Origin of the sequence: Bacillus sp. FJAT-50079 (genome assembly GCF_018343515.1) — a bacterium.
GTDB lineage: Bacteria > Bacillota > Bacilli > Bacillales > Bacillaceae_C > Lederbergia.
On record NZ_JAGYPD010000001.1, the window covers coordinates 513,794 to 540,599 of the forward strand.

General features: G+C 39.0%; 29 protein-coding genes. 13 read left to right on the forward strand and 16 right to left on the reverse strand.

Translation table 11 applies throughout. The features are described from left to right. Positions 1-13: 13 nt before the first annotated feature. Positions 14-1,402 carry an L-cystine transporter gene (locus tag KHA95_RS02390; RefSeq protein ID WP_213135852.1) on the reverse strand — a complete coding sequence of 463 codons (1,389 nt, stop codon included), beginning with the start codon at positions 1,400-1,402 and terminating at the stop codon, positions 14-16. A 151-nt stretch (positions 1,403-1,553) separates the two neighbouring features. On the opposite strand from KHA95_RS02390, the gene KHA95_RS23075 reads away from it, so the two are divergent. Beyond that, positions 1,554-1,679 carry a hypothetical protein gene (locus tag KHA95_RS23075; RefSeq protein WP_283248111.1) on the forward strand — a complete coding sequence of 42 codons (126 nt, stop codon included), beginning with the start codon at positions 1,554-1,556 and terminating at the stop codon, positions 1,677-1,679. A gap of 21 nt (positions 1,680-1,700) precedes the next feature. Here KHA95_RS23075 and KHA95_RS02395 read toward each other — a convergent pair whose 3' ends face one another. After that, on the reverse strand, positions 1,701-3,383 hold the full coding sequence (locus KHA95_RS02395) for a methyl-accepting chemotaxis protein (RefSeq protein WP_213135853.1): 1,683 nt from the start codon (positions 3,381-3,383) through the stop codon (positions 1,701-1,703). A 159-nt stretch (positions 3,384-3,542) separates the two neighbouring features. Then, complete coding sequence (locus KHA95_RS02400) at positions 3,543-4,463, reverse strand: S66 peptidase family protein (RefSeq protein WP_213135854.1); 921 nt, start codon at positions 4,461-4,463, stop codon at positions 3,543-3,545. 121 nt (positions 4,464-4,584) lie between these two features. On the opposite strand from KHA95_RS02400, the gene KHA95_RS02405 reads away from it, so the two are divergent. Continuing rightward, positions 4,585-6,192: an acetolactate synthase large subunit gene (locus KHA95_RS02405; protein ID WP_213135855.1), complete on the forward strand. Its 1,608-nt coding sequence runs from the start codon at positions 4,585-4,587 to the stop codon at positions 6,190-6,192. Positions 6,193-6,351: 159 nt separating this feature from the next. Here the strand turns inward: KHA95_RS02405 and KHA95_RS02410 are convergent, their stop codons facing one another. Then, complete coding sequence (locus KHA95_RS02410; protein ID WP_213135856.1) at positions 6,352-6,915, reverse strand: hypothetical protein; 564 nt, start codon at positions 6,913-6,915, stop codon at positions 6,352-6,354. A 106-nt stretch (positions 6,916-7,021) separates the two neighbouring features. Between KHA95_RS02410 and KHA95_RS02415 the strand changes: the two genes are divergently transcribed. Both KHA95_RS02415 and KHA95_RS02420 read left to right on the forward strand, forming a co-directional pair. Next, positions 7,022-7,222, forward strand: a complete 201-nt coding sequence (locus KHA95_RS02415) for a YwbE family protein (protein WP_213136145.1) — start codon at positions 7,022-7,024, stop codon at positions 7,220-7,222. Between the two features lie 79 nt (positions 7,223-7,301). Beyond that, positions 7,302-8,318, forward strand: a complete 1,017-nt coding sequence (locus KHA95_RS02420) for a DUF1646 family protein (protein WP_213135857.1) — start codon at positions 7,302-7,304, stop codon at positions 8,316-8,318. Between the two features lie 46 nt (positions 8,319-8,364). Here the strand turns inward: KHA95_RS02420 and KHA95_RS02425 are convergent, their stop codons facing one another. From KHA95_RS02425 to KHA95_RS02440, 4 genes are all read right to left on the reverse strand, one after another. Then, positions 8,365-9,261 (reverse strand): DUF1002 domain-containing protein, encoded by an 897-nt coding sequence (locus tag KHA95_RS02425; protein ID WP_213135858.1) that lies wholly within the window; start codon positions 9,259-9,261, stop codon positions 8,365-8,367. Positions 9,262-9,276: 15 nt separating this feature from the next. Then, on the reverse strand, positions 9,277-10,320 hold the full coding sequence (locus KHA95_RS02430) for a SepM family pheromone-processing serine protease (RefSeq protein WP_213135859.1): 1,044 nt from the start codon (positions 10,318-10,320) through the stop codon (positions 9,277-9,279). Positions 10,321-10,452: 132 nt separating this feature from the next. Next, on the reverse strand, positions 10,453-10,899 hold the full coding sequence (locus KHA95_RS02435; RefSeq protein ID WP_213135860.1) for a nucleoside deaminase: 447 nt from the start codon (positions 10,897-10,899) through the stop codon (positions 10,453-10,455). A 21-nt stretch (positions 10,900-10,920) separates the two neighbouring features. Then, positions 10,921-11,604, reverse strand: a complete 684-nt coding sequence (locus tag KHA95_RS02440) for a phosphoribosylaminoimidazolesuccinocarboxamide synthase (protein WP_213135861.1) — start codon at positions 11,602-11,604, stop codon at positions 10,921-10,923. Between the two features lie 126 nt (positions 11,605-11,730). On the opposite strand from KHA95_RS02440, the gene KHA95_RS02445 reads away from it, so the two are divergent. The 4 genes from KHA95_RS02445 (at position 11,731) to KHA95_RS02460 (ending at position 15,527) form a co-directional block, all read left to right on the forward strand. After that, positions 11,731-12,873, forward strand: coding sequence for a M20 peptidase aminoacylase family protein (locus tag KHA95_RS02445; RefSeq protein ID WP_213135862.1), 1,143 nt, complete (start codon positions 11,731-11,733; stop codon positions 12,871-12,873). Positions 12,874-12,970: 97 nt separating this feature from the next. Beyond that, positions 12,971-14,227, forward strand: a complete 1,257-nt coding sequence (locus tag KHA95_RS02450) for a M20/M25/M40 family metallo-hydrolase (protein ID WP_213135863.1) — start codon at positions 12,971-12,973, stop codon at positions 14,225-14,227. Positions 14,228-14,253: 26 nt separating this feature from the next. Beyond that, a complete protein-coding gene (locus KHA95_RS02455; RefSeq protein WP_213135864.1) occupies positions 14,254-15,042 on the forward strand; it encodes a DUF3100 domain-containing protein in 789 nt (262 codons plus the stop codon). Continuing rightward, on the forward strand, positions 15,042-15,527 hold the full coding sequence (locus tag KHA95_RS02460; RefSeq protein WP_213135865.1) for a hypothetical protein: 486 nt from the start codon (positions 15,042-15,044) through the stop codon (positions 15,525-15,527). Before KHA95_RS02455 ends, KHA95_RS02460 begins: the two co-directional genes overlap by 1 nt. Position 15,528: 1 nt before the next feature. On the opposite strand, the gene gltC is transcribed toward KHA95_RS02460, so the two are convergent. Then, positions 15,529-16,431 carry a glutamate biosynthesis transcriptional regulator GltC gene (gltC, locus tag KHA95_RS02465; protein WP_213135866.1) on the reverse strand — a complete coding sequence of 301 codons (903 nt, stop codon included), beginning with the start codon at positions 16,429-16,431 and terminating at the stop codon, positions 15,529-15,531. Positions 16,432-16,598: 167 nt separating this feature from the next. On the opposite strand from gltC, the gene gdhA reads away from it, so the two are divergent. Further along, entirely contained in the window at positions 16,599-17,981 is a 1,383-nt protein-coding gene (gene gdhA / locus KHA95_RS02470) for an NADP-specific glutamate dehydrogenase (RefSeq protein ID WP_481748397.1), read from the forward strand. Between the two features lie 47 nt (positions 17,982-18,028). Here the strand turns inward: gdhA and KHA95_RS02475 are convergent, their stop codons facing one another. From KHA95_RS02475 to KHA95_RS02490, 4 genes are all read right to left on the reverse strand, one after another. Continuing rightward, a complete protein-coding gene (locus KHA95_RS02475) occupies positions 18,029-18,742 on the reverse strand; it encodes a sulfite exporter TauE/SafE family protein (protein WP_249316457.1) in 714 nt (237 codons plus the stop codon). 108 nt (positions 18,743-18,850) lie between these two features. Beyond that, entirely contained in the window at positions 18,851-19,051 is a 201-nt protein-coding gene (locus KHA95_RS02480; RefSeq protein ID WP_213135867.1) for a cold-shock protein, read from the reverse strand. 191 nt (positions 19,052-19,242) lie between these two features. After that, positions 19,243-20,250, reverse strand: coding sequence for a biotin synthase BioB (gene bioB / locus KHA95_RS02485; protein ID WP_213135868.1), 1,008 nt, complete (start codon positions 20,248-20,250; stop codon positions 19,243-19,245). A gap of 5 nt (positions 20,251-20,255) precedes the next feature. Next, complete coding sequence (locus tag KHA95_RS02490; RefSeq protein WP_213135869.1) at positions 20,256-20,846, reverse strand: biotin transporter BioY; 591 nt, start codon at positions 20,844-20,846, stop codon at positions 20,256-20,258. 144 nt (positions 20,847-20,990) lie between these two features. Between KHA95_RS02490 and KHA95_RS02495 the strand changes: the two genes are divergently transcribed. From KHA95_RS02495 to KHA95_RS02505, 3 genes are read left to right on the forward strand one after another with little or no spacing between them, the layout of a single operon-like run. Then, positions 20,991-21,488 (forward strand): RNA polymerase sigma factor, encoded by a 498-nt coding sequence (locus KHA95_RS02495; RefSeq protein WP_213135870.1) that lies wholly within the window; start codon positions 20,991-20,993, stop codon positions 21,486-21,488. Further along, the gene (locus KHA95_RS02500) at positions 21,481-22,005 is read left to right on the forward strand and encodes a zf-HC2 domain-containing protein (RefSeq protein ID WP_213135871.1); all 525 of its coding nucleotides are present in this window, start codon (positions 21,481-21,483) and stop codon (positions 22,003-22,005) included. Before KHA95_RS02495 ends, KHA95_RS02500 begins: the two co-directional genes overlap by 8 nt. 5 nt (positions 22,006-22,010) lie before the next feature. After that, positions 22,011-22,718, forward strand: a complete 708-nt coding sequence (locus KHA95_RS02505) for a YfjL-like protein (RefSeq protein ID WP_213135872.1) — start codon at positions 22,011-22,013, stop codon at positions 22,716-22,718. Positions 22,719-23,665: 947 nt separating this feature from the next. Here the strand turns inward: KHA95_RS02505 and KHA95_RS02510 are convergent. From KHA95_RS02510 to KHA95_RS02520, 3 genes are all read right to left on the reverse strand, one after another. Further along, entirely contained in the window at positions 23,666-24,700 is a 1,035-nt protein-coding gene (locus KHA95_RS02510) for a lactonase family protein (protein WP_213135873.1), read from the reverse strand. Positions 24,701-24,803: 103 nt separating this feature from the next. Beyond that, positions 24,804-25,412, reverse strand: coding sequence for a nitroreductase family protein (locus tag KHA95_RS02515; protein ID WP_213135874.1), 609 nt, complete (start codon positions 25,410-25,412; stop codon positions 24,804-24,806). A 6-nt stretch (positions 25,413-25,418) separates the two neighbouring features. After that, entirely contained in the window at positions 25,419-26,264 is an 846-nt protein-coding gene (locus KHA95_RS02520) for a VOC family protein (protein ID WP_213135875.1), read from the reverse strand. Between the two features lie 142 nt (positions 26,265-26,406). Here KHA95_RS02520 and KHA95_RS02525 point away from each other — a divergent pair, with 142 nt between their 5' ends. Continuing rightward, entirely contained in the window at positions 26,407-26,739 is a 333-nt protein-coding gene (locus KHA95_RS02525; protein WP_213135876.1) for a winged helix-turn-helix transcriptional regulator, read from the forward strand. Positions 26,740-26,806: the final 67 nt, after the last annotated feature.

Sequence of the window (26,806 nt, forward strand, 5' to 3'; positions counted from 1 at the left end):
AAGCGGTCCTTTATTAAGGACCGCTTGGACTTTCTACTTGTTTGTTATAAACGGATTCGTCAAGTTCCCCTGTCATCTTTCCAGTTAAAACTCCTGCTGTCATACTGCCGCTTACGTTTAATGCCGTTCTTCCCATATCAATCAATGGCTCAACTGAAATTAATAAGGCAACGATCGCAATTGGTAAGTTCATCGCTGATAAAACTAGCAATGCGGCAAATGTTGCTCCACCACCAACGCCAGCTACACCAAATGAACTAATGGCAACGATAATAATTAAAGTCGCAATAAATCCTGGATCAAGTGGATTAATACCAACCGTCGGGGCAACCATTACCGCCAACATTGCCGGATAAATGCCCGCACAGCCATTTTGACCGATTGACAGACCGAATGAACCCGCGAAGTTCGCAATCCCTTCCGAAACCCCAAGATCTTTATGTTGTGTATTAATATTCAATGGCAATGCCCCAGCACTTGATCTTGAAGTAAAGGCAAATGTAAGAGTTGGAAGTGCCTTTTTTATATACGTAATTGGGTTTTGTTTTGCTAAAGCGAGTAATAGAAGGTGTACGATAAACATAGCGATTAATGCTACGTAAGATGCAACAACAAACTTTCCTAACTTGGCAATCGCCGAATAGTCACTCGTTGCTGTTACTTTCGCCATTAATGCAAGTACACCATATGGCGTTAGTCGTAAAATCAACGTCACAATGCGCATCACAATTGTATATATCGTCTCAATTATCTTTGCGAAAAACTCAGCATGATCCGGCTCTTTTCTTCTTACACCTAGATAAGCAATACCAATAATCGCAGCAAAAATGACAACAGCAATTGTAGATGTTGGACGTGCTCCGGTTAATTCCATAAATGGATTTTGCGGAAATAAACTAACGATTTGCTGTGGAATCGTTAAACTTTCTACATCTGCCGCTCTTTGTTCAACGATTGCTGTACGAGCTACTTCGGCTTCTCCTTCTACCAATTCAATTCCCTCAAGCTGAAAACCGATGGCAGTGGCGATCCCGATGCCAGCTGATATCGCGGTAGTACCAATTAATATGCCAATGACAAGGCCGCTTATTTTGCCAAGGTTATTGGTCAGTTTCAATTTCGTAAAAGCAGAAACGATAGAGATAAACACAAGTGGCATGACAATCATTCTTAATAATGATACATAGCCATTTCCGACAATGTTAAACCATTCGATCGACCCGGTCGTAATCTCCGAATCGTTTCCATATATAAAGTGCATGGCGAGACCAAGCAAAATCCCTAGTCCAAGTGCCGTAAACACTCGTTTTGAAAAGGAAACAAACTTTTTTTGCATATAAAATAAACCATAAATGAGTAAAAGTAGGACAGCAATGTTGATGATAATAAAAATTGTATTCAAAACCATTCCCCTTTCTATTAAGTTGCTGATCTCAACTTGTATACTATAAGCTAATAAATCCAACTAGTCAAATGGGAATTAACATGTATTGTTTTTCTTTCTGAAAGAAAGGGTACCCTATTATATACTACCCAAAGAAAGGATGATATAAATGCGAAGAGCATCAAAAATCATTCGCTTTGCTATAAAAGCAGCTCCTATTATTTTACCCATTGCCAAGAAAATAATGAATAATCAGAGGGCAAAAAAATATGTGAAACAAATTCCCAAAAACTAAAAGGTGCCGAGTCGGCACCTTTTAGTTTACTTTAAATTTTTGAATTAATTGATTTAAATTAAGGGCAACTGCTGAAAGCGATTCGGCGTTTGCTGCAATTTCTTGCATTGAGCTTGTCGATTGTTCGGTAGATGCAGCTGTTTCTTCAATCCCTGCTGAAGCTTCTTCCGTGATTGCCGCAATATTTGAAATGGCAGCATTCATCGTATCAGCACTACCATCAATTTCTCGTAGGTCAGCTGTAATCTTTTGAATTTGTTGGACTACTTCTTGAACCGAATGACTAATCGATTCAAAGGCATGACCTGTCGATTCAATTTGTTTCGTTCCTATTTCAACTTGCTGAAAACTATCCTGCAAGGAGCCAACAACGTCCTTCGTTTCCCTTTGAATCGTCGATACAATCCCTGTAATATCCGAAATAGAATTCGCCACTTGTTCAGCTAGTTTTTTCACTTCTCCTGCGACAACCGCAAATCCTTTTCCATGCTCTCCTGCCCGCGCCGCTTCAATTGCCGCATTTAACGCAAGCAAATTAGTTTGTTCCGCGATTTCTGAAATGACTTTAATTAAATGCGAGATCTGTTTTGAATGTTCATCAAGACTGCTTACTTTTCTAACGGCATCTTTCACATTTTCATCGATAACCTTCATAACAGAAATCGATTCTACCATCGCTTCATTGCCTTTAGTTGTCAGATTAAGTACTTCATCTGTTACTGCATTGGCTAAGTGCCCTTGCTCATTCGCATCATGAATGTTTGCGGCTAATCTTCCCATGGACTCAACTAAATCGGAAGCAGATTGTGCCTGGGTTTCCGAAGCATTTGCTAGTTCTTCCATCGTTATCGCCACTTGCTGACTTCCGGAGTTTACTTCGAACGCAGATTGACTTAATTCCGCACTGCGACTTTTAACCGTTTCAGAAACAGTACCGATGTCAACCGCCATTGCACGAATTTGCCGATTCATTTCATTTACCGAATGAATGAGTACTCCAACCTCGTCTTTCGAACGTGTTTTTAAATCTTCATGGGTCAAATCTCCATCCGCAATCAGTTTCATCCGATTTGCTACTCTAACAATTGGACGTGATAATGAGTTTGCCATATAAAAAGCAATGATCAACCCAAGTAAAATGGTTGCGCTTGTCAGAATTAAATTTAAGGTCGTCGCTTGTATGCCAGCTTCTATCACCTTTTCGCCGTTATCTTTAATATTTTTTGCATGATCATCAGATAATTGCTTAAATGTGGTCATAAGCTGTTGTCCAACTATTTCGACATTTGTCCGAAAGTTCATTCGCGCTAGATCACGGTTTCCTTCATTATATGTATCAAAAACTTGTTCCTTAATCATATCTTCCCATGCGTGTATTTTACTAATTGCTTCCTCTGTTTGTTCTGTATTTGAGAGACTTAGTAACTCGGATTCCAGCCTCCGACTTTCCTCCGCATAAAAATTAAATGAATTTAAATAACCATTTTGCCCATATAATATATATCCGCGGGCTAATGAAGTCATTTCCGAAATATTCAAATGAATTTCTTGATAAATCATTAATAATGGCAATTCTTCTTCGATCACTTTTTCCGTTTGATTATTCGACAATTTGTTAGAAACAAAAGAAACGGCTCCCATAACGAGTACTAATGCGTTTAAAATCAAAAAGCCACGTAAAATTTTAGCCTTAAGACTCTTCATCTTTACTCCCCTTCCTCTTCATCCACAAGCAACAATTCTCTAAAATTGGTATCTATGTCTATTATCGGCAAAAAAAACGTTTTCTTTAGTTCAATTGTCCCAAGCGTCAAATTTAATTATAGTAGGTTACGAATGTGATAAAAAAATGAGGAAAGCGTGTCATAGTCGTTGATTAAGTCTACACTTTCTCTCACTGGCATCAATATAGACCGTTGCTCCAAATGGAAGGGAAATCATCGGCATACAATGCCCTGCTCTTATATTTAAGATCGTCGGCTTGCCAAACGGAACAATCATTTGTTCAATTAGTTGCTCGACCGTAAGCCCAAGGGAATCATCCCCAGCCTGACAATGGTTCCACGTACCAAGTACAATTCCAGCAGCATCTGAAAATTTTCCAGCCAATGCAAGCTGTGTTAGCATACGATCGATTTTATACAGCGGTTCTGAAACTTCCTCCAGAAATAAAATTTTCTCTTTTGTATCAATTTCAAATGGGGTACCAAGTGTACTTGTTATGACACTTAAGTTTCCTCCCGTTAACTTCCCTTCTACATAACCAGGAACTAAACACTTTATTTCTTCATCAGAAGGATTGGCCATAGTGTAGGCAGGATCATTTTGCAACAGAGTCATAAGCGATTTAATTGTGAAATCATCTGCCGTTATAAGATCAGATGCAGGCATCGGCCCGTGAATCGTTATGAGATGACAAATTTGCTGAAGAACAATATGAAGAGTCGTAATATCGCTATATCCGACAAACCATTTTGGGTTTTTACGAATTAAATTATAGTTAAGTAGCGGCAATAATTGTAACGTCCCATAACCGCCACGCAAGCAAAAGATCGCTGAAATACTTGGATTTGCAAACATTGAATTGATTTCTTGAGCTCTCATCCTCGCTGTTCCAGCTAAATAGCCACCAATATTTTCAAAGCAAGTCAAGCCTAGCTCCACTTCAAACCCAAGTTTTTTAACAGCATGAACAGCTTGATCAAGCCTTTCTTTACTTACTGGCCCAGCTGGTGCGGTAATGCCAATTTTATTTCCACTCCTGAGTGGTTTTACCTGATTCATAACAACGCCTCCATTAATCGATTATTTCCTAGGAAATACGACAAATATTTTTGTTCATGTCCAATTGAATAAAAACTGCTTATTACCATACACTAGCCTAAAATGTTCATCGGAGGTTTATATGAAAGCGACAGATGTGCTCGTTCAATGTTTAGAAAATGAAGGTGTGGAATACATTTTTGGGATTGTCGGGAAAGAAACCTTAGATTTCGTTGAATCGATTTCCCGTTCCGCCCAAATTCAATTTGTTCCTGTAAGACATGAACAAGCTGCTGCTTTTATGGCCGGTACGTATGGGAAATTAACTGGGAAACCTGGCGTATGCACCGCCACACTTGGGCCTGGTACGACTAATCTTTTAACTGGCTTAGGTAGTGCTTTGCTCGACCTATCCCCAGTAATCGCCATTACTGGACAGGCTGGACTCGACCGCCAGTATAAACGCTCACATCAGCTTCTTAATTTAATAAAAATGAGTGAGCCAGTGACAAAGTGGTCGGTACAAATAAAAGATGCCACAACGATCCCTGAGATCGTTCGAAAAAGTTTTCAGATTGCTATACAGGAAAAGCCAGGTCCTGTATTAATTGAGCTACCTGAAAATATAGCGATGAAAACGACCACAGCCAAAGTGATACCCGTTACTTCTCAGGCAAAAAGTGATCCGTGTCAACGATCGATTCAAGCAGCCATTTCCTTAATACATCAATCAATAAAACCATTCATCGTCATTGGAAATGAAGTGGTTAGACAAAACGCTGTTCTACCATTGTTAGATTTCATCCAACGTTTACAAGCCCCTGTTGTTCATTCTTTTATGGCAAAGGGAATAGTTGAAAAAGATGATCCATACAACTTTTATACGTTTGGATTCGAAGAAAATGACATGGTCGTATCAGGAATGGGGGAAGCAGATCTTCTCATCGTGATTGGGCTTGATTTTGTTGAATCACTTCCAAAGAATTGGAACAAAGGGAAAATTCCTGTTTTACATATTAGTTCATTAGTAGCAGAAGTTGATGAATACTATCCTATCCAAGGAGAGTTAATCGGTCATGTAGGCAATAGCCTAGAATTGTTAAATAAACAAGGAATTCTCTCAAAAGAGTGGCTTCCTTCTGGAAATTTGAAAACGAAAATTATGCAGACATATCATATTTTCCCTGAAGATAAAGAAGTCAGCCATTTACCGTTAAACACTGAGCATATTTTGCACATTGTTGAAAAGATATCTTCGGACGAAACTATTCTTATTTCCGATGTAGGCGCCCATAAACTTGCGATCGCTCGCACATATCAACCGAAACTCCCGGGTAATGTTCTTATCTCCAATGGCTTTGCATCCATGGGTGTTGCAGTCCCTTGGGCAATGGGGGCAAGAATGGCAAACCGAAATGATCCAATTATTGGAATCACCGGGGATGGCGGAGCTTTGATGAACATCGCGGAGCTAGAAACAGCAAAACGTCTCGGTCTCTCTTTTATCATGATCGTTATCCGTGACGATGTATTGAAACTTGAGGAGCAAATGATGAACAAGAAATTCGGTCATAGCGATGGGGTCACATTTGGAAATCCAGATTTCGTTCGTTTAGCAGAAAGCTTCGGGATCAAAGGAGTAAGGGCAGAAACGCTCGATAAATTCGAAGAAATAATGTATGCCGAGTTACAATCTCAAAAAGAATTAGTTTTAATTGAACTGCCGTTAAGAATGAATGACACCGATTAATAAAACAAAGATTGCGGCATCAGCAATGTGGTGGCTTAGATTGTCCGCTTAATGTCGTATTTGGCCAAACACAGGATATGTAATATTGCCGATTGTGGTTTGAGTGTGACAGACGTGGTACTAGTCCTGTGTACCAGCATTCTGGTGTCATTTGGAAGGTTATTGGAATATAATCACTTTTATCCTTTTAAAACAGGCGGAACTAATCTCTACCCATATCCAACTATATAAGGTAGAGAATAGAATGATTCCCAATGCAGTTAGAGTAGTGAAAGATGTAGATGCAGCAGGACCGAGAAGAGGAAATTTAAACACATAAAGAACAGTACTGATGCCCATCACTAAGACTAAGCATCCACTTATAACGATACTTAATCTTTTCTTATACTTTAAAAAAGCTGCACCGAGCCCAATTCCTAATAATCCAGTTGTAAACGGGAAAATAATTAATTCAGCAGGCTGCAAAATAAGCAACAACAAAATCGAAAGCAGATATGAAATAAAACCATATCGGAAAGATACAATCGAACACAAAATGATTGGAGCAGTTGCCAGCGGACTAATAAAGAAGCCAACTCCCGGCAATAATCCCCCTGCTGCTTGAAAAATAGCGGATAGACCACTCAAAGTGGCTACAATAACAAATTTGTTTGTATTCGATAATTGATTGAGTTTCCTATGAATCTCCTTCGGATGATCTGAAATGTCTTTAATCGCATACAACAATGCTCTCTCCTTTTTTAAAAAGCTTTTAAAGTATATGCAATGGATTCCATTTAATATGAGGTTGCTTTATACTGAAGAAAAAAAGATCGGACTGATTCACAGAATGAATGGACAAAATAGAGAAAAAATCACCGCTGGATTGACGGTAGATATTGTATTGAAACAAGACCAAAGAACCGGAAAAACAACAAGAGGTGTAGTAAAAGACATTTTAACGAAATCGGCATTTCACCCGCATGGGATAAAGGTGAGGCTCGAAGATGGACAAGTTGGCAGGGTCAAGCAAATAATTCAAAATCCTTAACACGGCTTATGTGCTTTTTTAGCTGAATGTTAGCTATTTTATGTTATACTGAGAAAAAAAGAAAAGGGAAGACCACTATATGATACTAGGATTAACAATTATCTTAATACTTGTTTTATTCTTACCATTTACAGTAAAGATTGTAGAGCACAATTTAGAAGTATTTTTATTCATAATGGGAATCGCCGCTGCAATCATTAGCCAAGTGCTGGATGGCCCTTTATTTATGAAATCCTTGCTTGACCCTATACATATTACTTTAGCTGTGCTTATCGCTGGTTTGTTATTTAAATGGCTTCAAGTCCCTTTGGAAAAAGGTATTCTCGGAATGAGCAAAGCAATGCCGTTCCGGTTATTTTTAGCACTCGTTGTCATTATTTTAGGGCTGATTTCAAGTGTGATTACAGCAATCATCGCTGCGATTGTCCTCGTTGTTGTTGTTAGTGTTTTACGACTTGATCGTCAATCGGAAATTCGTCTTGTTATTTTAGCATGTTTTTCGATTGGTCTCGGCGCTGCCCTTACACCGATTGGAGAACCATTATCAACGATTGCGGTTAGTAAGCTGAATGCGGACTTTTTCTATTTATTGCGATTGATCGGTCCTGACGTCATTCCTGCTGTCTTGGCCTTCGGTATACTTGCTGCGATTTTGGTTAAACCAAAACAAGATACAGATGGATTGTCCGCAAGTCTGAACGGAGAAAGTTATGGGGAAATCCTTATTCGTTCCCTTAAAGTATATCTCTTTGTAATGGCACTAACCCTTCTAGGTGCAGGGTTTGAGCCTTTCATTGAACAATATTTACTCGGTCTTAGCCCGCTTATCCTTTACTGGATTAATATGATTTCAGCGGTACTTGATAACGCGACACTTGCCGCAGCCGAAATTAGTCCAAGGATGGATGCACCAACAATTAAGGCGATCCTACTCGGTCTTCTAATTAGTGGTGGTATGCTTATCCCAGGAAATATTCCGAACATCATTGCAGCAGGTAAGCTGAATATTACAAGCCGTGAATGGGCACGTTTCGGTGTTCCTGTTGGTTTAATTGCTATGGTTGTTTATTTCATTATTATTTTAATTTTCGGTTAAGTAAAAAGAAGCTAACTCCATATCCCGAGTTAGCTTCTTGTTTTTACTACTTAAATAAATTGGCTATCGAATCAATTAAATTTTGAAAAAAACTTTTTACTTTATCCCAAAATCCTTCATTCCCGATGACATTTTCTAACTTCTTGGAAATATCCTTCGTTATATCCTCAAGCTGCTGCTTCACATTATCGAAATTAATATTAAGGGAACGCATTTTGTCAAATAGGTCGATGAGCAGCTGGCGGTCTGCTTCACTTAATTCGATATTTAGCTTACTCAATTGCTCTTTTACAATTTGTTCGACATCTTCCCTTGTTGCTGGATTTTGCTCGGCAATCATCTTTTTAATTTCGGTTAATAGCTCTCCGACCTTCTCACTATCAAGCCCTTCTTTTTCGGCGAGTTTTGTAGCGAGGTCGAGCTCTTCATTCGCTACTTCCATTCGATCCTTATCGAGCGTTTCCCCTTTGCTTTCAAACGCTTTGTAAATACCGACAAGCGCAGAATGACCACTTACTTTTACCGGTGATGCCACTTCCACATTCGCATTTTCGATTCCTGCGGTTAATAAAGCATTCGCATACATTTCTTCCGTTACATCCGTAATATTATCTGGAGTAACCCTTTTAACGACAAGACCATTTCCCTTTTCCTTCAATGTAATTTTCGCAGAAGAAAACATTCGCGAATTCGGATTTCCATCAATTAATCGTGCTAAATCTTGAGCTGTAACGATGATTTCCTCCACATTTGCAGGATCTGTTATTTTGAGGGATTTCCTCACCTCATCTTTTTGTTCATCCGTCAATGTTTCCCCATACACAACAATTGGCAAGCCAAATTTTTCATCAATACTATCTTCCGCTGCCGCTTGTCCAACTGCTTGAAATAGAAACCCAAACATGAAAACAATAAGCAAAAGCTTTTTCCCCATTCGTCTCATCTTTTATTTCCCCCTCTATGTTGTTTCTTTTGGCGGCAAGTCACGTAAGTAATCAATCGCTTCCTGCAATGTTTTTACTGGGACGATCGTTACTGAGTATCCTTGCTTTTGTGCCTCATCAAGCACATCTTTTTCGTTAGAATCATTTGCGTGTATATCCTTTGGGCAGAAGAAAATATCGATCCCCGCCTTGTGGACAGCGGTAATCTTCTCACGGATCCCGCCAATTTGACCAACATTTCCATCCATATCAATCGTACCCGTACCCGCTATTTCATACCCTTTTGTTAAATCACCTGTCGTTGCTTGATTATAAATTTCTAATGAAAACATCAATCCAGCAGAAGGCCCGCCAATATCCTTTGCATTAATTTCTACGTTTCTTGAAGCATGAAGTTTCACTTGATCTTCTGGAACGATGCCGACTCCTGCTTTATTCACTCCATTTTTTAATGAAATAAGTTCGATTTTCTCAGTCTGTTCAATCCCATCCCTAGTGAACGTAAGCTCCACCGTATCCCCTATCTCTTTATTTGCTAAATAGTGTAGAAAATCATCCGATTTTTTAACAGGTGTCCCATCCACCTGCCAAATGATATCTCCAACTTTCATTCTCCCCTTCGCATCGGACGATTCGTGTATACTACTAACGAAAATCCCAGCTGGAATAATTTCTACATCTTCGCCAGCCGCTTGAAGCCCCGCAGCAAGTGCATTCTGCTGAGATGAAATCATCATATGCTCGAGCATTTTACTGTATTCCTCGTCTGTTAAATCACCCCGTACTTCTTTTACTTTACGCAAGTCTGTATGGGGTGCAACGAGTCCATAAGTTAAATAATAAATATTACTCGCCTTAAGTGACATAACCGTTGTTAAATATAAATGACCAGCCGCCGTTTTTTCACCGTCTTCCACGGTTACTTTTGATTGTAGCTCCTCTACGGATCCAGGCTGAAAAAGATAGTAAGGAGTTGGAATAAAGAAAGCAATAATACAAATGACGAGCAATCCACTTAATATTTTTTTTCGTATCTGTTTGGAGGAACCTGAGTTCATTTTGTGATCCTTTCTTGTCGCTCATGATTATAGACGTATTTTACCATTATTTTGTCTACATTTTCGCAAAATATTTTTAAAATAAAAAAGCCAATGATTGTCCGTATAGAAACAACCATTGACCTTTACATTCTATTCTTTCCACATATCCATCGGATTTTCCATCGGATCTTCGAGTGGCATTTGGATCATTTCTACATTCCGTTGTTCTTTTGGCAATGCAAGTTCTTCATAAATCATTGCAGATTTTCCAAGACCGACTGCTTTTGCCTCTTCAACCGCTGCACAATAATATACTTTTTCAATTCCTGAAAAATAGATCGCCGTCATACACATTGGACATGGCTCTCCACTTGCATACAATGTGTAGCCTTGCAGGTTATCTATCTCATGTTTTTCCTGAGCCCTGCGAATGGCTAGTAGCTCAGCATGTCCACTTACATCATGTTTCAGATGGAGCTCGTTCACACCTTCAGCAACAATCTCGCCATTTTTGACAAGTACAGCGCCAAATGGCTGTCCACCTTCTTTGACATTGTTGACAGCCAATTCAACGGCTCTTTTCATAAAAACATCCATACAAACCCCTCCTGAAATAATTTAAGAAACGATGAGCTTCTCTAATTCAAGCGGTTCAATATAAACCCCGTCTTTATACGCTCTCATATTTCCGCCAGAAATTTCATCGATGAGCATCACTTCGCCCTTTTCTCCGATTCGGCCAAACTCAAGCTTAATATCGTAAAGTTCGATTCCTTTTTTCGCAAGCTCTATCTTGACCACTTCACTAACTGTTAATGTTAATTGTTTCATTTCTTCATATTCTTTAAGCGTTAAAATCCCAAGCATGTCCAAACCATCCGCGCTAATTGGCGGATCATTGCGCTCATCATCTTTAAGCGTCACTTCAACGAACCCATCTAAGCTTTGGCCTTCTTTTGCATACATTCCATATCTGCGCAAGAAACTTCCAACTGCTCGATAACGGCAAATTACTTCTAGTCCATTCCCAAACATAGTCGCGGGTTTGACAATCATTTCAGCATTTTCTACATTTGCGTCAATATAATGGGTAGGAATCCCTTTATCCCGTAAAATTTCAAAGAAATACTTTGTTAAACGAAGACCCGCTTGACCAGCACCTTCAATTTGTAAACCAACTTGGTTCGCGCCCGGATCAAAAACACCATCTTCGCCTGTTACATCATCTTTAAACTTTAATAAAATATTTCCATCTGCCAATGAGTAAACATCTTTTGTTTTACCTTGATAAATTAATTTCATAGTTGTTTTCCCTTCTCCTATGCGGAAATATGAACATATAATTAAATTATAACAAATAAATCAGCTTATATCTGATAGAATAACAAAAAGAACGTGATGTTGAAAAGGGAGAAAGGAAGATTATTGATGGATGCAGATTCACATAGACAGAAAGTGTTCTCTACCTTCGAACACCTCCATGCCCATCCCGAATTAAGTTGGGAGGAAGTAAAAACAACGGAGTTTATAAAGAAGCAGCTCGAAGCGAGTGGCTGTCGCGTGCAAACTTTTTCAGACTGTACCGGAGTGATCGGCGATTTTGGAAAAGCTTCTGATGACGTTCCAGTCATTGGAATACGCGCGGATATGGATGCACTATGGCAAGAGGTCGATGGCAAACTCCAAGCAAATCATTCTTGCGGACATGATGCCCATATGTCGATTGTACTTGGTGTATTATGGAAACTTGCGGCAATGCCAGATCTTCACAATCAAATTGCGGTTCGTTTTATTTTTCAGCCTGCAGAAGAAGTTGGAACCGGCGCTTTAAAATTAATTGATCACGGAGTTGTTGATGAACTTGATTATTTATTTGGCATACATTTGCGCCCAAAAGAAGAAACACCAAATGGGTATGCGACGCCTGCGATTATCCATGGTGCAACCTATGCGATTGAATGTGAAATTCTTGGCGATGACGCTCATGGGGCAAGACCTCATTTAACGAGCAACGCGATCAATATTGGGACACATATCGTTAATGCGTTAAATACGATTCATTTAGACCCAACTGTTCCACATTCTGTAAAAGTAACGAAGTTTCATTCAGGTGGGAAAAACACGAATATTATTCCGGGCCAAGCCTCGCTTGCAATTGACTTACGTGCACAAACGAATAAGCATATGAATTTGCTTAAGGAAAAAGTGTATGATGTACTCACATCAACAGAACAGCTATTTGAATCAAAGATTGTTATTACAAATGATTATGGCATTCCTGCTGCCGAAGTGAATCCGATCGCTGAAATGATTTGTAAACAAGCGATTGAACATGCGATCGGCAAAGAGTATGCAATGCCTCCTCTGATTACTCCAGGCGGTGACGACTTTCATTTTTACACCATTAAACACCCAACATTAAAAGCGTCCATGATCGGATTAGGTTGTGACTTGCAGCCAGGGCTTCATCATCCGAATATGAGCTTTGACAAAGAAGCGCTTTTGCACGGAATTGATATTTTAACAGAGATGATTTTATTGGCGAGTCGGAATAAAAAAGTGAAAAACTAAGGAAGGACTTTTCCTTCTTTTTTTATTTTAAAAATTCATGGAAATTGTCGAATTCTGTTATACTCAATTGTGAATGTTACTGAAAGGAGGAAGTAAATTGATTTTTCAAGAACAATTTGAAGCAATTAAAGAAATCGGGACATCGATCTTTAATCATCCGGAACTTGGGTATAAAGAGAGAAAGACGAAAAAAACAGTGATTGATTTTCTGAAAAGTGTGAACCCAACGATCGAATTCGAGGAATTCAGTACGACAGGGATAAAAACGACGTTAGGTAGCGGAAAAGATTTGACGATTGCCTTTATCGCTGAGCTCGATGCTGTATATGCTCCAACACATTGGCGGGCTGATAAGGACACAGGTGCAGCCCATAATTGCGGGCATTATACACAAGTAGCAATTGCACTTGCGCTTTACAATTATTATTACAAAACGGCTACGTACAAACATTTCGATTTTAATCTTGTGTTTATTTTTATTCCCGCTGAGGAATATTTGGACCTAGCCTATCGCGAACAATTAATCGAGGAAAAGAAAATTTCCTATTTTGGTGGTAAGCCCGAGGCAATGAAGCTCGGAATTTTTGATGACATCGACATCGGCGTATGTGTCCATGCAATGGGAGGAGAATTTCCTGAACGAACAATCGAAACGAACTGTGATTTAGCTGGGTTTTTATATAAAAAATACACATTTCATGGAAAAGCCACACATGCGGGCTTTGATCCCTTCTCCTCAGTGAATGCTTACAGCATGTCGACACTATTTAATGTTGCCTTAGGACTTTCACGCCAGCAATTAAAAGATGATGAGATGGTTCGTATTAATCCAATTGTGATGGAATCAGACATGTCAACGAATGTAATTCCAAATCAAATTACTGTTGGCTCGGACTTAAGGACGAAAACCGTTGATTATATGAAGGAAGCAGCGAAAAAGATGGATGCAGCTGCAACTGGAAGTGCGATTGCCCTGCAAGGGGACGTAACGACTCAAACACAAATGGGGTATCTTCCTTTTGTACAAGATCGCTATTTAAATGAATTTGTCATCGAAGCTTTTCAACAAAATGAAGAAATTCCAAAGTTCCGCAATGAACATGCCATTAGTGCTGCTGGTGATATTGGTGACCTCAGCTTTATGATTCCATGTATACAAATTGGATATAGTGGGTTTAGTGGAACGATTCATGGGGATGATTTTAAAGACATTGATCCTTCCTTTATTTATGAAGGATTCCCTCGATTTTTGTCAGAAGTATTTGAACAAATGAACGGGCGGATCGATCGTTCGAAACTTTATAAACGAACATATAAGGAATACGAACAATTGATTCAATCGATTATGGAATAGATTTCACCGATAAAAGGAGCGGAAAGATGAAAGCAAACTTTCTCTATTTACTTATTTTTTCATTGATTATTATTACCATTTCTGAATTAATTGGGTTCCAGCTCATTACGATTGGCGCAGTGAATATCGGTTTATTGCCGCTCGTATTCGCCATTCTCATTACAATGATTCTGAGCTTCCAGATTTTTCGAAAAGGGATAATGAAAAAGGTGTTTAGCAAAGCGAATATTAATTTTTCCAATAAATATTTACTATTCATTATGCTGCCGTTAATGGCAAGATACGGAGCAAACGTCGCACCACATATTAAGGAAATTTTAGAAATTGGTTGGGTGTTTATTTTCCAAGAACTTGGTAATTTAGGAACCGTCTTGCTTGGGCTTCCAGCGGCGATCATCATCGGATTAAAACGTGAAGCGATCGGTGCAACGCTCGGAATCGGGCGCGAAGGTGAACTGGCGTATATTTCCGAAAAATATACGCTTGATTCCGACGAAGGAAGAGGCGTACTTTCCTTGTATATTATCGGCACATTGTTTGGAGCGATATTCTTTAGTGTATTTGCACCGTTACTTCTTGATGTTGGCTTCCGCGTTGAAGCATTAGCGATGGCTTCAGGTGTTGGTTCGGCAAGCATGATGACCGCTGCATCTTCAACATTAGTTGCCCGAATGCCTGAATTGGAAAGCACGATCCTTGCCTATGCATCAGCAAGTCAGTTGTTAACGAGCTTTCTTGGGACGTTCACAATGGTCTTTTTAGCTGTCCCACTTCAACGCTTTATGTATAACTTAATGGTTCGAGGTGAAAAGTAATGGAAAAAGGATTAAATAAATACGTAAAATATAGCCTCGTCTTATTGCTAAGTATTGGACTTATCTTGTTCACACAACAAATTAAATTATTTAAAAACCCTGAATCTACTCCGATTACATGGATGACGATGTACGGCTTAACATTGCTTTGGATCTTTTCAATGATTGGGATTTTCATCTCCGAGCTCATGAAGAAAGTCCCTGTGAAAATCATTCAAAGCTTCCCAATTCTCGGATGGGTATCGGTCGTTTCTTTAATTTTTTGCTTGCTCTCCGATTCATTTGTAGAAGCGATTGGTGCGGTTGATTTCCTTTCAATCACAACGCCAATTCTAACATATGCTGGAATATCCGTAGCAGATCGCCTAGTAGATCTAAGGAAAATTTCTTGGAAAATTGCCATTGTCGCGATCTTTGTTTTCGCTGGCACTTACATTGGCAGTGCGATCATTGCGCAATTCGGGCTATATATTACCGGCAGTTAACCTATTGATAGCCTGTTAATTGTCGGAAAAAGGTAATTAAAAATTCATAAAAAAGCCGTTCAGTTGGCAGCAATTCCCGATCTTTTGGAACGATCATCCCGACAGTGCGAGTGACATTCGGTTCATGGATCGGGATTTTTACAGTTGCGCGGGGTAAACTATCGACAAGTGTTATTTCAGGAAGCAATGTTACACCAAGCCCGGCAGAAACAAGCCCTTTGATCGCATCGATATCTTTCCCTTCAAATGAAACAACAGGTTCAAATCCGTGTTGCCGACATGCATCCCAAACAACATCTCGTAAAATGTATCCTTTTGGCGAAAGAATGAATGGGTCACCACGTAAATCATCCAATCGCAGGGATTTTTTTGTCGCAAGCGGGTGGTTAGAAGACAGTAAAGCATAGAGATTTTCCATAAAAAGGATCTCGCTTTTCACACGCCGTTCCTGCATTGGTACAGGACCTAATAAAGCAATATCAATGTCACCTTTAATAACAGTATCAATTAAATTGCGATACGATTCTTGGTAAAGCTGAAATGTAACGTCGGGATGCTTTTTCCTAAATGCCGAAATAACCGTTGGCAATATATGGGCGGCAAGGCTACTCGGGAAGCCAATTCTTACGACACCCTTCTCTGGGTCGAGGTATTGGTTAATTTCTCTTCTCGCTTGTTCGATTACATCCATTGCTTGTTCCATCTTTTCTAAAAACATACGACCAATAGGGGTTAAGCGGATATTTCTTCCTTCCCTAATAAATAAATTTACACCGAGCTCAGCTTCAAGATTGACAATTTGCCGACTAACAGCAGATTGCGCTACATGTAATGCATCCGCTGCATCTGTCATATGCTCGCGCTTTGCTACTTCAATAAAATATTGAATTTGTCTTAATTCCAAAATATCACCCTTTTCTGGATCAATCTCATAGCGGCATGAATATTATCTAACATCCATATTGTTTAGATTAATTGTAAAAGATAAAATATTTTATAACAAGTTATTTATGTCCGGTTGGTAATTTTTGTATAGAGCGTTGAGGATTTGATGGAAAAGGAGTGTTAAATATGGCGATGGTGATTGATATGAAAGATAAAAGATTAAAAGATGCACATGCTTATGTGAATGAAGTATATAACATTGTAAAAGAGAGAAATGCAAATGAGCATGAATTTCTCCAAGCAGTGAAGGAAATTTTCTATTCATTAATTCCGGTTTTTGCACAAAATCCACACTATATTCAGAACAGCATTTTAGAAAGAATTGTAGAGCCAGAAAGATTGATTTCTTTCCGTGTACCTTGGGTAGACGATAAAGGGAAAGTACAAGTAAATCGTGGCTTCCGTGTTCAGTATAATAGTGCAATCGGTCCTTATAAAGGCGGAATTCGATTCCATCCTTCCGTCAACGCGAGCATTATTAAATTTTTAGGCTTTGAACAAATTTTCAAAAACGCATTAACAGGCCAGGCCATCGGCGGTGGTAAAGGCGGCGCTGACTTTGATCCAAAGGGCAAATCAGACATGGAAATCATGCGTTTCGTCCAAAGCTTCATGATGGAGTTAAGCAAATACATCGGTTCGGATGTTGACGTTCCAGCAGGTGACATTGGTGTTGGCGCACGTGAAATTGGCTATATGTTTGGTCAATATAAACGCCTCCGCGGTAATTTTGACGCAGGCGTATTTACAGGTAAAGGCATTGGCTATGGTGGTAGCTTAGGACGTACAGAAGCAACTGGTTTTGGAACAGTTTATTTCGTAGAAGAAATGTTAAAAGATCAAGGACTTAGCTTCGACGGAAGTACAGTTGTTGTGTCAGGGTCAGGAAATGTATCGATTTATGCAATCCAAAAGGCACAGGAATTTGGCGCCAAAGTTGTTGCTTGCAGTGACTCGAATGGGTATATTTACGATAAAGAGGGAATTTGCCTTGATACGTTAAAACATTTAAAAGAAGTTGAAAGATGCCGAATCGATCAATATGTAAAAGAGCGTCCACATGCAGAGTATTTCGAAGGTAGCGAAGGTATTTGGACGATTCCTTGTGACATTGCTCTACCATGTGCAACTCAAAATGAAATTGATGAAGATTCTGCTAAAATTTTAGTAGCGAATCGTGTTAAAGCAATCGGTGAAGGTGCCAACATGCCGTCAACTCTTGAAGCTATTGATGTTTTCCTTGAAAACGGCGTTCTATTTGGGCCAGGTAAGGCTGTTAATGCGGGCGGTGTAGCCGTATCAGCTCTTGAAATGGCACAAAACAGCTCACGAGTAGCATGGACATTTGAAGAAGTCGACGAAAAGTTAAAACAAATTATGAAGGATATATACAAAAACAGTGTAAATGCCGCAGAGCAATACGGTCAGTCCGGCAATTTAGTAGCTGGTGCAAACATTGCAGGCTTTACAAAAGTAGCTGATGCGATGATTACACAAGGTGTTATATAATATGAAAAATAAAAAACGATTCTTTCCAAGTTGGAGAGAATCGTTTTTTATTTATCAAATAGTAAGTACATACCTGTAAAAATGAGAATAATATATGTAAGGATGCGAAAGATAGATTGATTTAAATGTAAGAAAAGCCGTTGTCCAATATAGAGACCAATAACAACAAGCGGCAATGCAAGGGCACTGAAAGTCCATGCCTTAATTGATGTTCCAACAAAAATCACTTGAATGAGTAAGCTGACAAAATAGATGAATAAATAAAAGGCAAGGGTCGTTCCTCTTAGCTTCTCCTTTTTCGTATCTGTTCCTGAAAAGTACAGTAGCAACGGCGGACCTGGCATACCGATACTTGCCGTTAGTATTCCAGAAAAACTCCCCACTGCCACATCCCTTTCCCGCGTTTGTCCAATTCGAAAATTAAGAAGCAATAAGAGCGTCAATGAAAGGATTAGAATACTGACTACCATTTTTAAATGATTCAAATTGATTGTGAGAAAAATCCACAACCCAATCGGCAAGCCAATGATGCTGCCTATCGTAAATCGTTTAAACATTCCCCAATCTACGTCTTTCTTAACCTTTGCAATTAAAACAGCTGAAATAACGAGGGATAATATTAAATTGATTTGGATAGCATCAGGCGCTGTAAAAATAAGAAGCAGGAACGGAGTAGCCATGATCGAAAATCCAAAACCAGTACTTGTTTGTAAAATAGATGCAAGTAATATAATGATCGCAAAAAGCAGATAGTCAATCATTTACCGAAACCCTTTCTTTAAAAACATGAAAACTTACATTAATTATAACATTTTAACCCATACAAAAAAGCACTAGGAGGAAAATCCTCTTAGTGCTTTTAACGTTAATTATAATTTAACAACGTTCGCTGCTTGGTCGCCACGGTCGCCTTGTGTAATGTCAAAGCTTACTTTTTGACCTTCATCAAGTGATTTGAAGCCGTCGCCAACGATTGCTGAGAAATGTACGAATACATCGTCTCCACCTTCAACTTCGATGAAGCCAAAGCCTTTTTCTGCATTAAACCATTTAACTGTACCTGTATTCATTATGAATAACCTCCAAAAAAGTGTTACTTAATAGCGATGTAAAACAAAAATTCACATGCCTCCCGTATTTTCATCAAATATAATCCGGGAAACATATGAATTATAAGATTCAATACTTTATTAAGTGTATAAAAACTATACCATGAGCCAAACGAGATTGCAACATTTTTCAGTTTTATTAACTGGAATTATTATGGAAATACCTTTATCTTCTCCCGATTCAACGGATTCAGGTCGACAACAAACCCCAAATCTTCTAACATCTGTCTATCGGAAAAACTTTCCTGCCCTTCTGTTGTTAAATAATCACCGATAAAAATGGAATTTGCCGGATATAAACCGAGGGGCTGTAAGCTGCGTAAATTAACTTCACGTCCTCCCGAAATCCGAATTTCCTTCGTCGGGTTTATAAATCGGAAAAGACATAATACTTTTAAACAATAACGAGGATTAAGATCATTCGTTCCTTCAAGAGGTGTACCATCCACTGCATGTAAAAAGTTTACCGGAATTGAATCAGCGTCAAGTGCTTTTAAGCTCTTGGCCATGTTGATCACATCTTCTTTTGTTTCCCTCATTCCAATGATTACCCCGGAGCATGGAGAAATGCCTGATTCCTTCACATACTCGACAGTCGTTACACGATCAGCGTATGTGTGCGAAGTCGTAATTTGCGTATGATGATTTTCAGAAGTGTTGATATTATGATTATAACGGTCAACACCTGCATCTTTTAATCTTGTTGCCTGCTCAGGCTTTAAAATGCCTAAGCAAGCACATATCGTCATGTCTTTATAATTATTTTTAATTTCTTTCACTGATTCAACGACAATATCCAATTCCCTGTTAACGGGTCCGCGTCCGCTCGCCACGATGCAATATGTCCCGGCATTTAGCTCTGCCGCTCTTGCGGCTCCTGCCACAATTTCATCCTTTTTCATCATTGCATATTTCTCAATCGGCGCTTTAGAAACAATCGATTGCGCACAATAACCACAATTCTCAGGACATAACCCAGATTTTGTATTAATAATCATATTCAGCTTCACTTTATTTCCGAAAAATTCCTTGCGAACCTTGTACGCCGCATGCAAAAGCAATAATAATTGTTCATCCGGACACTCAAGCACAGATAAAGCTTGTTGAGTCGTCAATTCGCCACCTGCAAGCACATGATCAGCCATTTGGTTAAATGTCATTTTCTTCACCTAGACCTTTTTACAATCTTTTGCATTCTGTGGGCAAAAATTCCAGCAAGCACTGCAAGTATGACATCCTTTGGAAAAGGAACAGCCATCCACAGCCATGCTACCTTATATGAAAATGCCTCTGGAGCAGTAAACCAAAGCTTGTAAGCTGCATACATCCAGTTTGTCCCAAATAAATAACTGACGATCGTTCCCAATAATGCAGCAACGATATAAGCATAAAGCTTTTTATTTTTATCGATGATTTTCCCAGTAATATATGCGGTTAATATAAAAGAAAGAATGAATCCAAACGTTGGATTTAATAACTGACCGATCCCACCGTTAAATCTCGCAAACACCGGCGCACCTACCAAACCAATAAATGCATATAGTCCCATTGACGCAGCACCTAGTCGGCTACCTAAGAATGCCCCTGCGAGTACCGCAAAAAATGGCTGTAATGTAATTGGCACTCCCCCAATAACCATAAACGGCACAAATGATGTAATATTTGCTCCGATCATCATTAAGGTGGCGAACATGCTCACATAGACCATATCGAGCGTCCCTAGCCTATTTTTTGTTCTCACTGCTGTCGTGCTCATTTTTTCACCTCAATCGTTTAGTATAATATGAGAATAATCGATGGAGCTACTATATGTCAACCTAAATAATTATATGGTTAACATATATTCATTTGTAACGAAATGAAATTCCAAGGTACTAATATTACGAAGGGAGGGGACAGCATGAGCGAGTTGGAAAAGTTATATGAACAAATTCATCCTAAAATATATGCTTTTTTCTATATAAAAACACTTGATTCCGCAACTGCAGAAGATTTAACTCATGATGTATTTTACGAAGCTTTGAAAAGCCTCCCCTCTTTTTCACATAAATCATCACTGCAAACATGGATTTTTTCAATTGCTCAAAATCTATTAAAAAAGCATTATCGCTCAAAAAAGTATAAACGTAACTTAGAAAACACGCTGATGAAGGATGAGAAAAGCGCCCCTCCTTCACCAGAAGAAATCTACCTTTCGAAGGAAACCGACTCACATTTCGTTCAGCAGCTTTATAAGCTTGATGTCGCATCAAAAGAAATTGTCACTTTGCGTATTTATGGGGAATTGTCATTTAAAGAAATCGGTGAACTTGTCAATAAAAGTGAAAACTATACGAGGGTCACCTTTCATCGTGCCAAATTAAAACTTCAAAAGGAAATGAGGGTGAGAGATGAATAAAGATTGTTCTATTGTTGAAGATTTATTACCTCTTTATCATGAAGGATTGCTTCAAGATGAAACTGTTTCATGGGTGGATGAACATTTTAAAAAATGCGACCACTGTCGAGAGATCGCCCAAATTTCAAAACAACCAATCGATCCAGAACAAATTCAATCAACGGTAAACTATGATCAGATGATGGAAAAAATTAAATTGCGGCTATCTATTTATCAAATTATTTTTGTTGGTATTTCCTTTCTATTCGCAATCAAGACCTCACTTCTGAACGAAAGCTTCGGCTTTATTTTGTCATATGCCATTTTAGGCGCGATCACGTATTTATTTTATAAAAGCTTCTGGATCGTCATTACGATTGCCTTTTTACCAAACTTTATTTGGTCTTTAATTGATATCAGTGCATTTCATTTTAACTCAATCATTGGATCGCTATTTCTTGCGGCCATCCATGTCATCTTTGCATTCGCGGGCAGTATCATTGGTTTACTCATTTTAAAATTACGAGAAAGAGGTTAACTATAATGAAAAAGAAAAAATGGTTGTATATTGGTTTGCTCATCATTTTGATTGTTCCAATCATATTTTTATATCAATCCTTTAATGGTAATCCTTTAACAAAATACATGTCGAAGTCGGCAGTAAAAAGGTATTTATCAGAGAACTATCCTGAACACGAATATCATATTCGCAAAGATGTTTATAACTTTAAAATTAGTGGATATAGCTATGAAGTCGTCCAAATCGGAAGTGAAGAAAATTACGAATTCGAAGTGACTGGATTGATCAAACCAACCGTTACCTATGATGGAATTTACTATGCAAATCTTGATATGCCACTTATTGAAAAATTGCAGGAGCAGGCAGCGGCAGAACTTACAACCTTGCTGCAAGAGCCCATTCCTGAGCTTACAAACCTTTCTGTCCAGTTGGAAGTGTTAAAAGGAACATATGATGAGGCGACAAATTGGCATAAAGATTTAAAGATAGAAAAACCACTTTACATCCACATGACAATGGATGTAGCTGAACTGACGAAGGAAGATGTATTGACAGCAGCAAAAACGGCTCAGAAAATATTAAATGATGAAGGCTATTCGTATAGCCGTGTAAGCCTGAATGGAAATATGTTTGACCTAGCCGCTGATAAAGATAATCCTGGATATGTAAAATATGCGGTTGGCTTTGAACCAAATACAAACATTGCACTTAAGCAAATAGAAGATTTTTAAATGATGGTGACTGTCTAAAAGGTAGTAAAGTAGGCTTTTGGTAAACATCATCCGTTCGATTGACCTTATGGAAAATTTTTTACCAGTGAGGGGCTATCGAATGAGGTTCGATTTACCCTATTGGAGATGTTTTATCAGTAAAGGACTATCGAATGAGGTTCGATTTACCCTATTGGAGATCTTTTACCAGTGAGGGGCTATCGAATGAGGTTCGATTTACCCCATTGGAGATGTTTTACCAGTGAAGGGCTATCGAATGAGGTTCGATTTACCCTATTGGAGATGTTTTACCAGTGAAGGGCTATCGAATGGCGTTCGATTTACCCCATTGGAGATCTTTTACCAGTGAAGGGCTATCGAATGGCGTTCGATTTACACTATTGGAGATCTTTTACCAGGAAGGGGCTATCGAATGGCGTTCGATTTACACTATTGGAGATCTTTTACCAGGAAGGGGCAATCGAACGAGGTTCGATTTACACTATTGGAGATCTTTTACCAGGAAGGGGCAATCGAACGAGGTTCGATTTACACTATTGGAGATCTTTTACCAGGAAGGGGCAATCGAACGAGGTTCGATTTACCCTATGGAAGACTTTTCACGGGAGAAGGGCAATCGGATGACGCTCGTTTTACCATAATGACATAAATATGTTATCAAGGGGAAACTAATAATAACCTGAAACATAAAAAAGAAGAAGCTATTCAAAAGTCAATAAAAGTTTGACTCAAGAATAGCCCTTTTTGTTTTAGCTAGAATATTGATTTCCGCTCAGGCGCTTGCGAGGATCTCCCCTGCCCCTTACTCCCGTAGGACATTGAATAAGCTTCACTGACCCTTGCATCGCACGGAGGTATTGTGAAGTATTTTTGAGAAGGCCCGCGCCTTTCGCTCTAATCTATTTCCATCCTTTTCTAATGACTCTTTTGAGTCAGCCCTATCATATTTATAAAAACTTCACACAAACAACTTCAGGAATCTGAACTTCGGAATCGAGTTTCGTTAGCTTACCAGTCTCCTGGTCTCTTGCAAATAAAACGAGATTGCCTGTGTTCTGGTTTGAAGCGATTAAAAATGCACCAGTTGGATCTAGGACGAAATCACGCGGCCATTCTCCCCCTGATGGTGTATGTTCAACAAAAGAGAGTTCTCCAGAGTCAGAATCCACCTGGAATACAGTAATGCTATTATGTCCACGATTCCCTGTGTAGACGAAGCGCCCATCGGCTGAAATATGGATCGCACTCGCATCATTCGTTGCTGTAAAATCTTCAGGAATAGCGCGAATGTATTGTTTTTCCGTGAAGCTTCCATTTGAAGCATCATAATCAAGAACAACAACTTCTGAACTGAGCTCTGTTAAAAGATACGCAATTTTTCCATTTGGATGGAAAGTGATGTGACGAGGACCACTGCCTGCTTGCACCTTCAATTTGCTGGCATGCTCAAGTCCCTTATCCACTACTTTATACGTAACTAGTTCATCCGTTCCTAGATCAGCAACGACGACATAGTTGCCATCCGGAGTATGACCCGTAAAGTGAACATGCGGTTTTTCTTGACGCTCATGCGGGCCATTCCCTTCATGTTGTACACTCGATGAAGCTGGTTGAACCCCCTCTTGATTCACAGCATATAAGCTAACCGTTCCTAGATGGTAATTTCCCGCAAGCAACTCACCTTGATGAATACTCACATGGCACGGCGGTGCTCCTTCTTGTAATCGCTGGTTGATGAACGTTAATTCACCTGTTGCTTCGTTAAGCTGATAAGCGGCCACTCCTCCTAACTTCTCATCTTGGGCAACTGAATAAAGAAAATCACGATCTTCACTAATCGTTACATATGTAGGGTTACCGATTTTTGCGGCGACTTTCACATCTTCAAGCTTTCCATTTTCAGCATCAAGAACGAATGAATAAATTCCTTCACTGCTTTGACGCGTATATGTACCGGCATAACCAATATATTTTTTTTCCATAAAACCTCATCCCCTTTCAAAACTTCTACTTTTAGTATAGCATTCATGTTCTAAAGGTGGCAGTAAAAAACAACTGCCCAAATCTGGACAGTTGCTTTTCAATTTACTTAAATACTTTCATTCGTTCTTCCAATGGTTGTTTTTGCTTTTCTGCTGGTATAGCCATCGGCTTACCGAATGGCATTTGGGCAATTAATTTCCAATCAGAAGGGATGTTCCAAATCTTTTCCACTGCTTCATCAATGATCGGCTGATAATGTTGGAGTGAAGCTCCAAATCCTTCTACTTCCAACGAAGTCCAAATAATGTATTGTAGCATTCCAGACGATTGCAACGCATATTCTGGAAATTTATCTGCATATGACGGGAATTGCTCTTGCAATCCTTTTACAATCGATTGATCTTCGAAAAACAAGACCGTCCCGAAACCATTGCGGAAGCTTTCCATTTTTTCTGCTGTCGGCTGGAAGTTTTCAGCAGGGACGATTTCTTTCAAAGCTGCTTCTGTAATATTCCATAGCTTATCGTGATTTTCTCCAAACAAAATTACAACTCTGCCACTTTGTGAATTGAATGCAGACGGTGCGTACTTCAATGCATGTGCAACCACTTCTTCAACCCGTTCTTCCGATACGACTACCTCATTACTAATTCCGTAAACAGAACGTCTATTTTCCACTGCTGTATAAAAGTTTTGTTCAGTTTTAATCATGTGTAATTACCCCTTTATAATAAAATGAATATAATTTCCGGAAGGGTCTTTCGTAATTAGTTTCCCATCGTTAAAATTATAAGATATTTGTTGTAGTTCTAATTGCTCGACGATTTTCTTCATTTCCTTTTCATTCTTTAAAGCAATTGAGTACCAATTTAAGCCAGTACTATTTTCCGCTGCCGGTTCGGCGCCTGCACTATTCCATTTGTTAAGACCAATATTGTGATGATATCTATGTTTAGAAATAAATAAAGCTTGGCCACCATAATTAAGAACTGGTTCAAATCCAATTGTATCACAATAAAATTGTTTCACTTTTGTCAATTCAGACACTTGTAAATGGACATGACCAATGAACGTTCCAGCTGGCATCCCTTGCCAACCATTTGGTGAACCTTCCTTCAATAAGTCTTCTATGTCCAATGCCTTCGTTGTCATATACACTTGATCCCCATTCCAAGTCCACGTGTCAGGTGAGCGATCAATGTAGATTTCAATTCCATTTCCTTCAGGGTCAGCTAAATAAAGTGCTTCACTTACATCATGGTCAGACGCCCCTTGAACAGGTATTTGCTTTTGAATAAAATGGTGAACAAGGTTCGCTAAATCTGAACGATGTGGTAATAAAAAAGCAATATGATATAAGCCTGTTGAGTATGGAGCTCGAAGCTTAGCATTTTTATTTTCTTCAAGAATGAGTAAGCCATTTTTTCCGTCCGCGGACAATACAGCCCGATTTGTCGTTTGATCAATCACCTGAAACCCAAGCTGCTCTTGATAAAAGGTCATGACCCGCTCTAAATCTTTAACAGTTAATGCTACTTGGTTAATGATCGGATGCGAATACATACGTAATTTCCTCCTTCAAACACTTACTTTATGTAAGTAACTATATTGTAATTATGGTATAATGTCAAGTAAGGAAGATGCAAATTAAAAGGTAGGTAAAAGATAGGGCAAATGATATAATAAACATAATGAGGTGAACAAAATGAATAAATTTATATGCCCGAGGTTCGAGAAGGCAATGAGTATATTAGGTCAGCGTTGGACTGGATTAATTATCCATCAATTGCTAAATGGTCCTCAACGTTTTTGCACGATTGAAGCCTCAATGCCGATCAGTGCAAGGGTATTATCAGAGAGACTTAAGGATTTAGAGAAGGAAGGGATTGTCATTCGACAAGTTTATCCCGAAACACCCGTCCGAATCGAATATTCTTTGACAGATAAAGGATTGGCTCTTCGACCGTTAATAAAGGAGATCGAAGCTTGGGGAGAAAGCTGGCTTGAAGCCATCCCAGATGAAACAAGTAATGGTTAACAGCCGTCTGTTCTCTTGAACAGTCGGTTTCTTTATTTTTCACATACTTACGGTTAATATGTAAGTA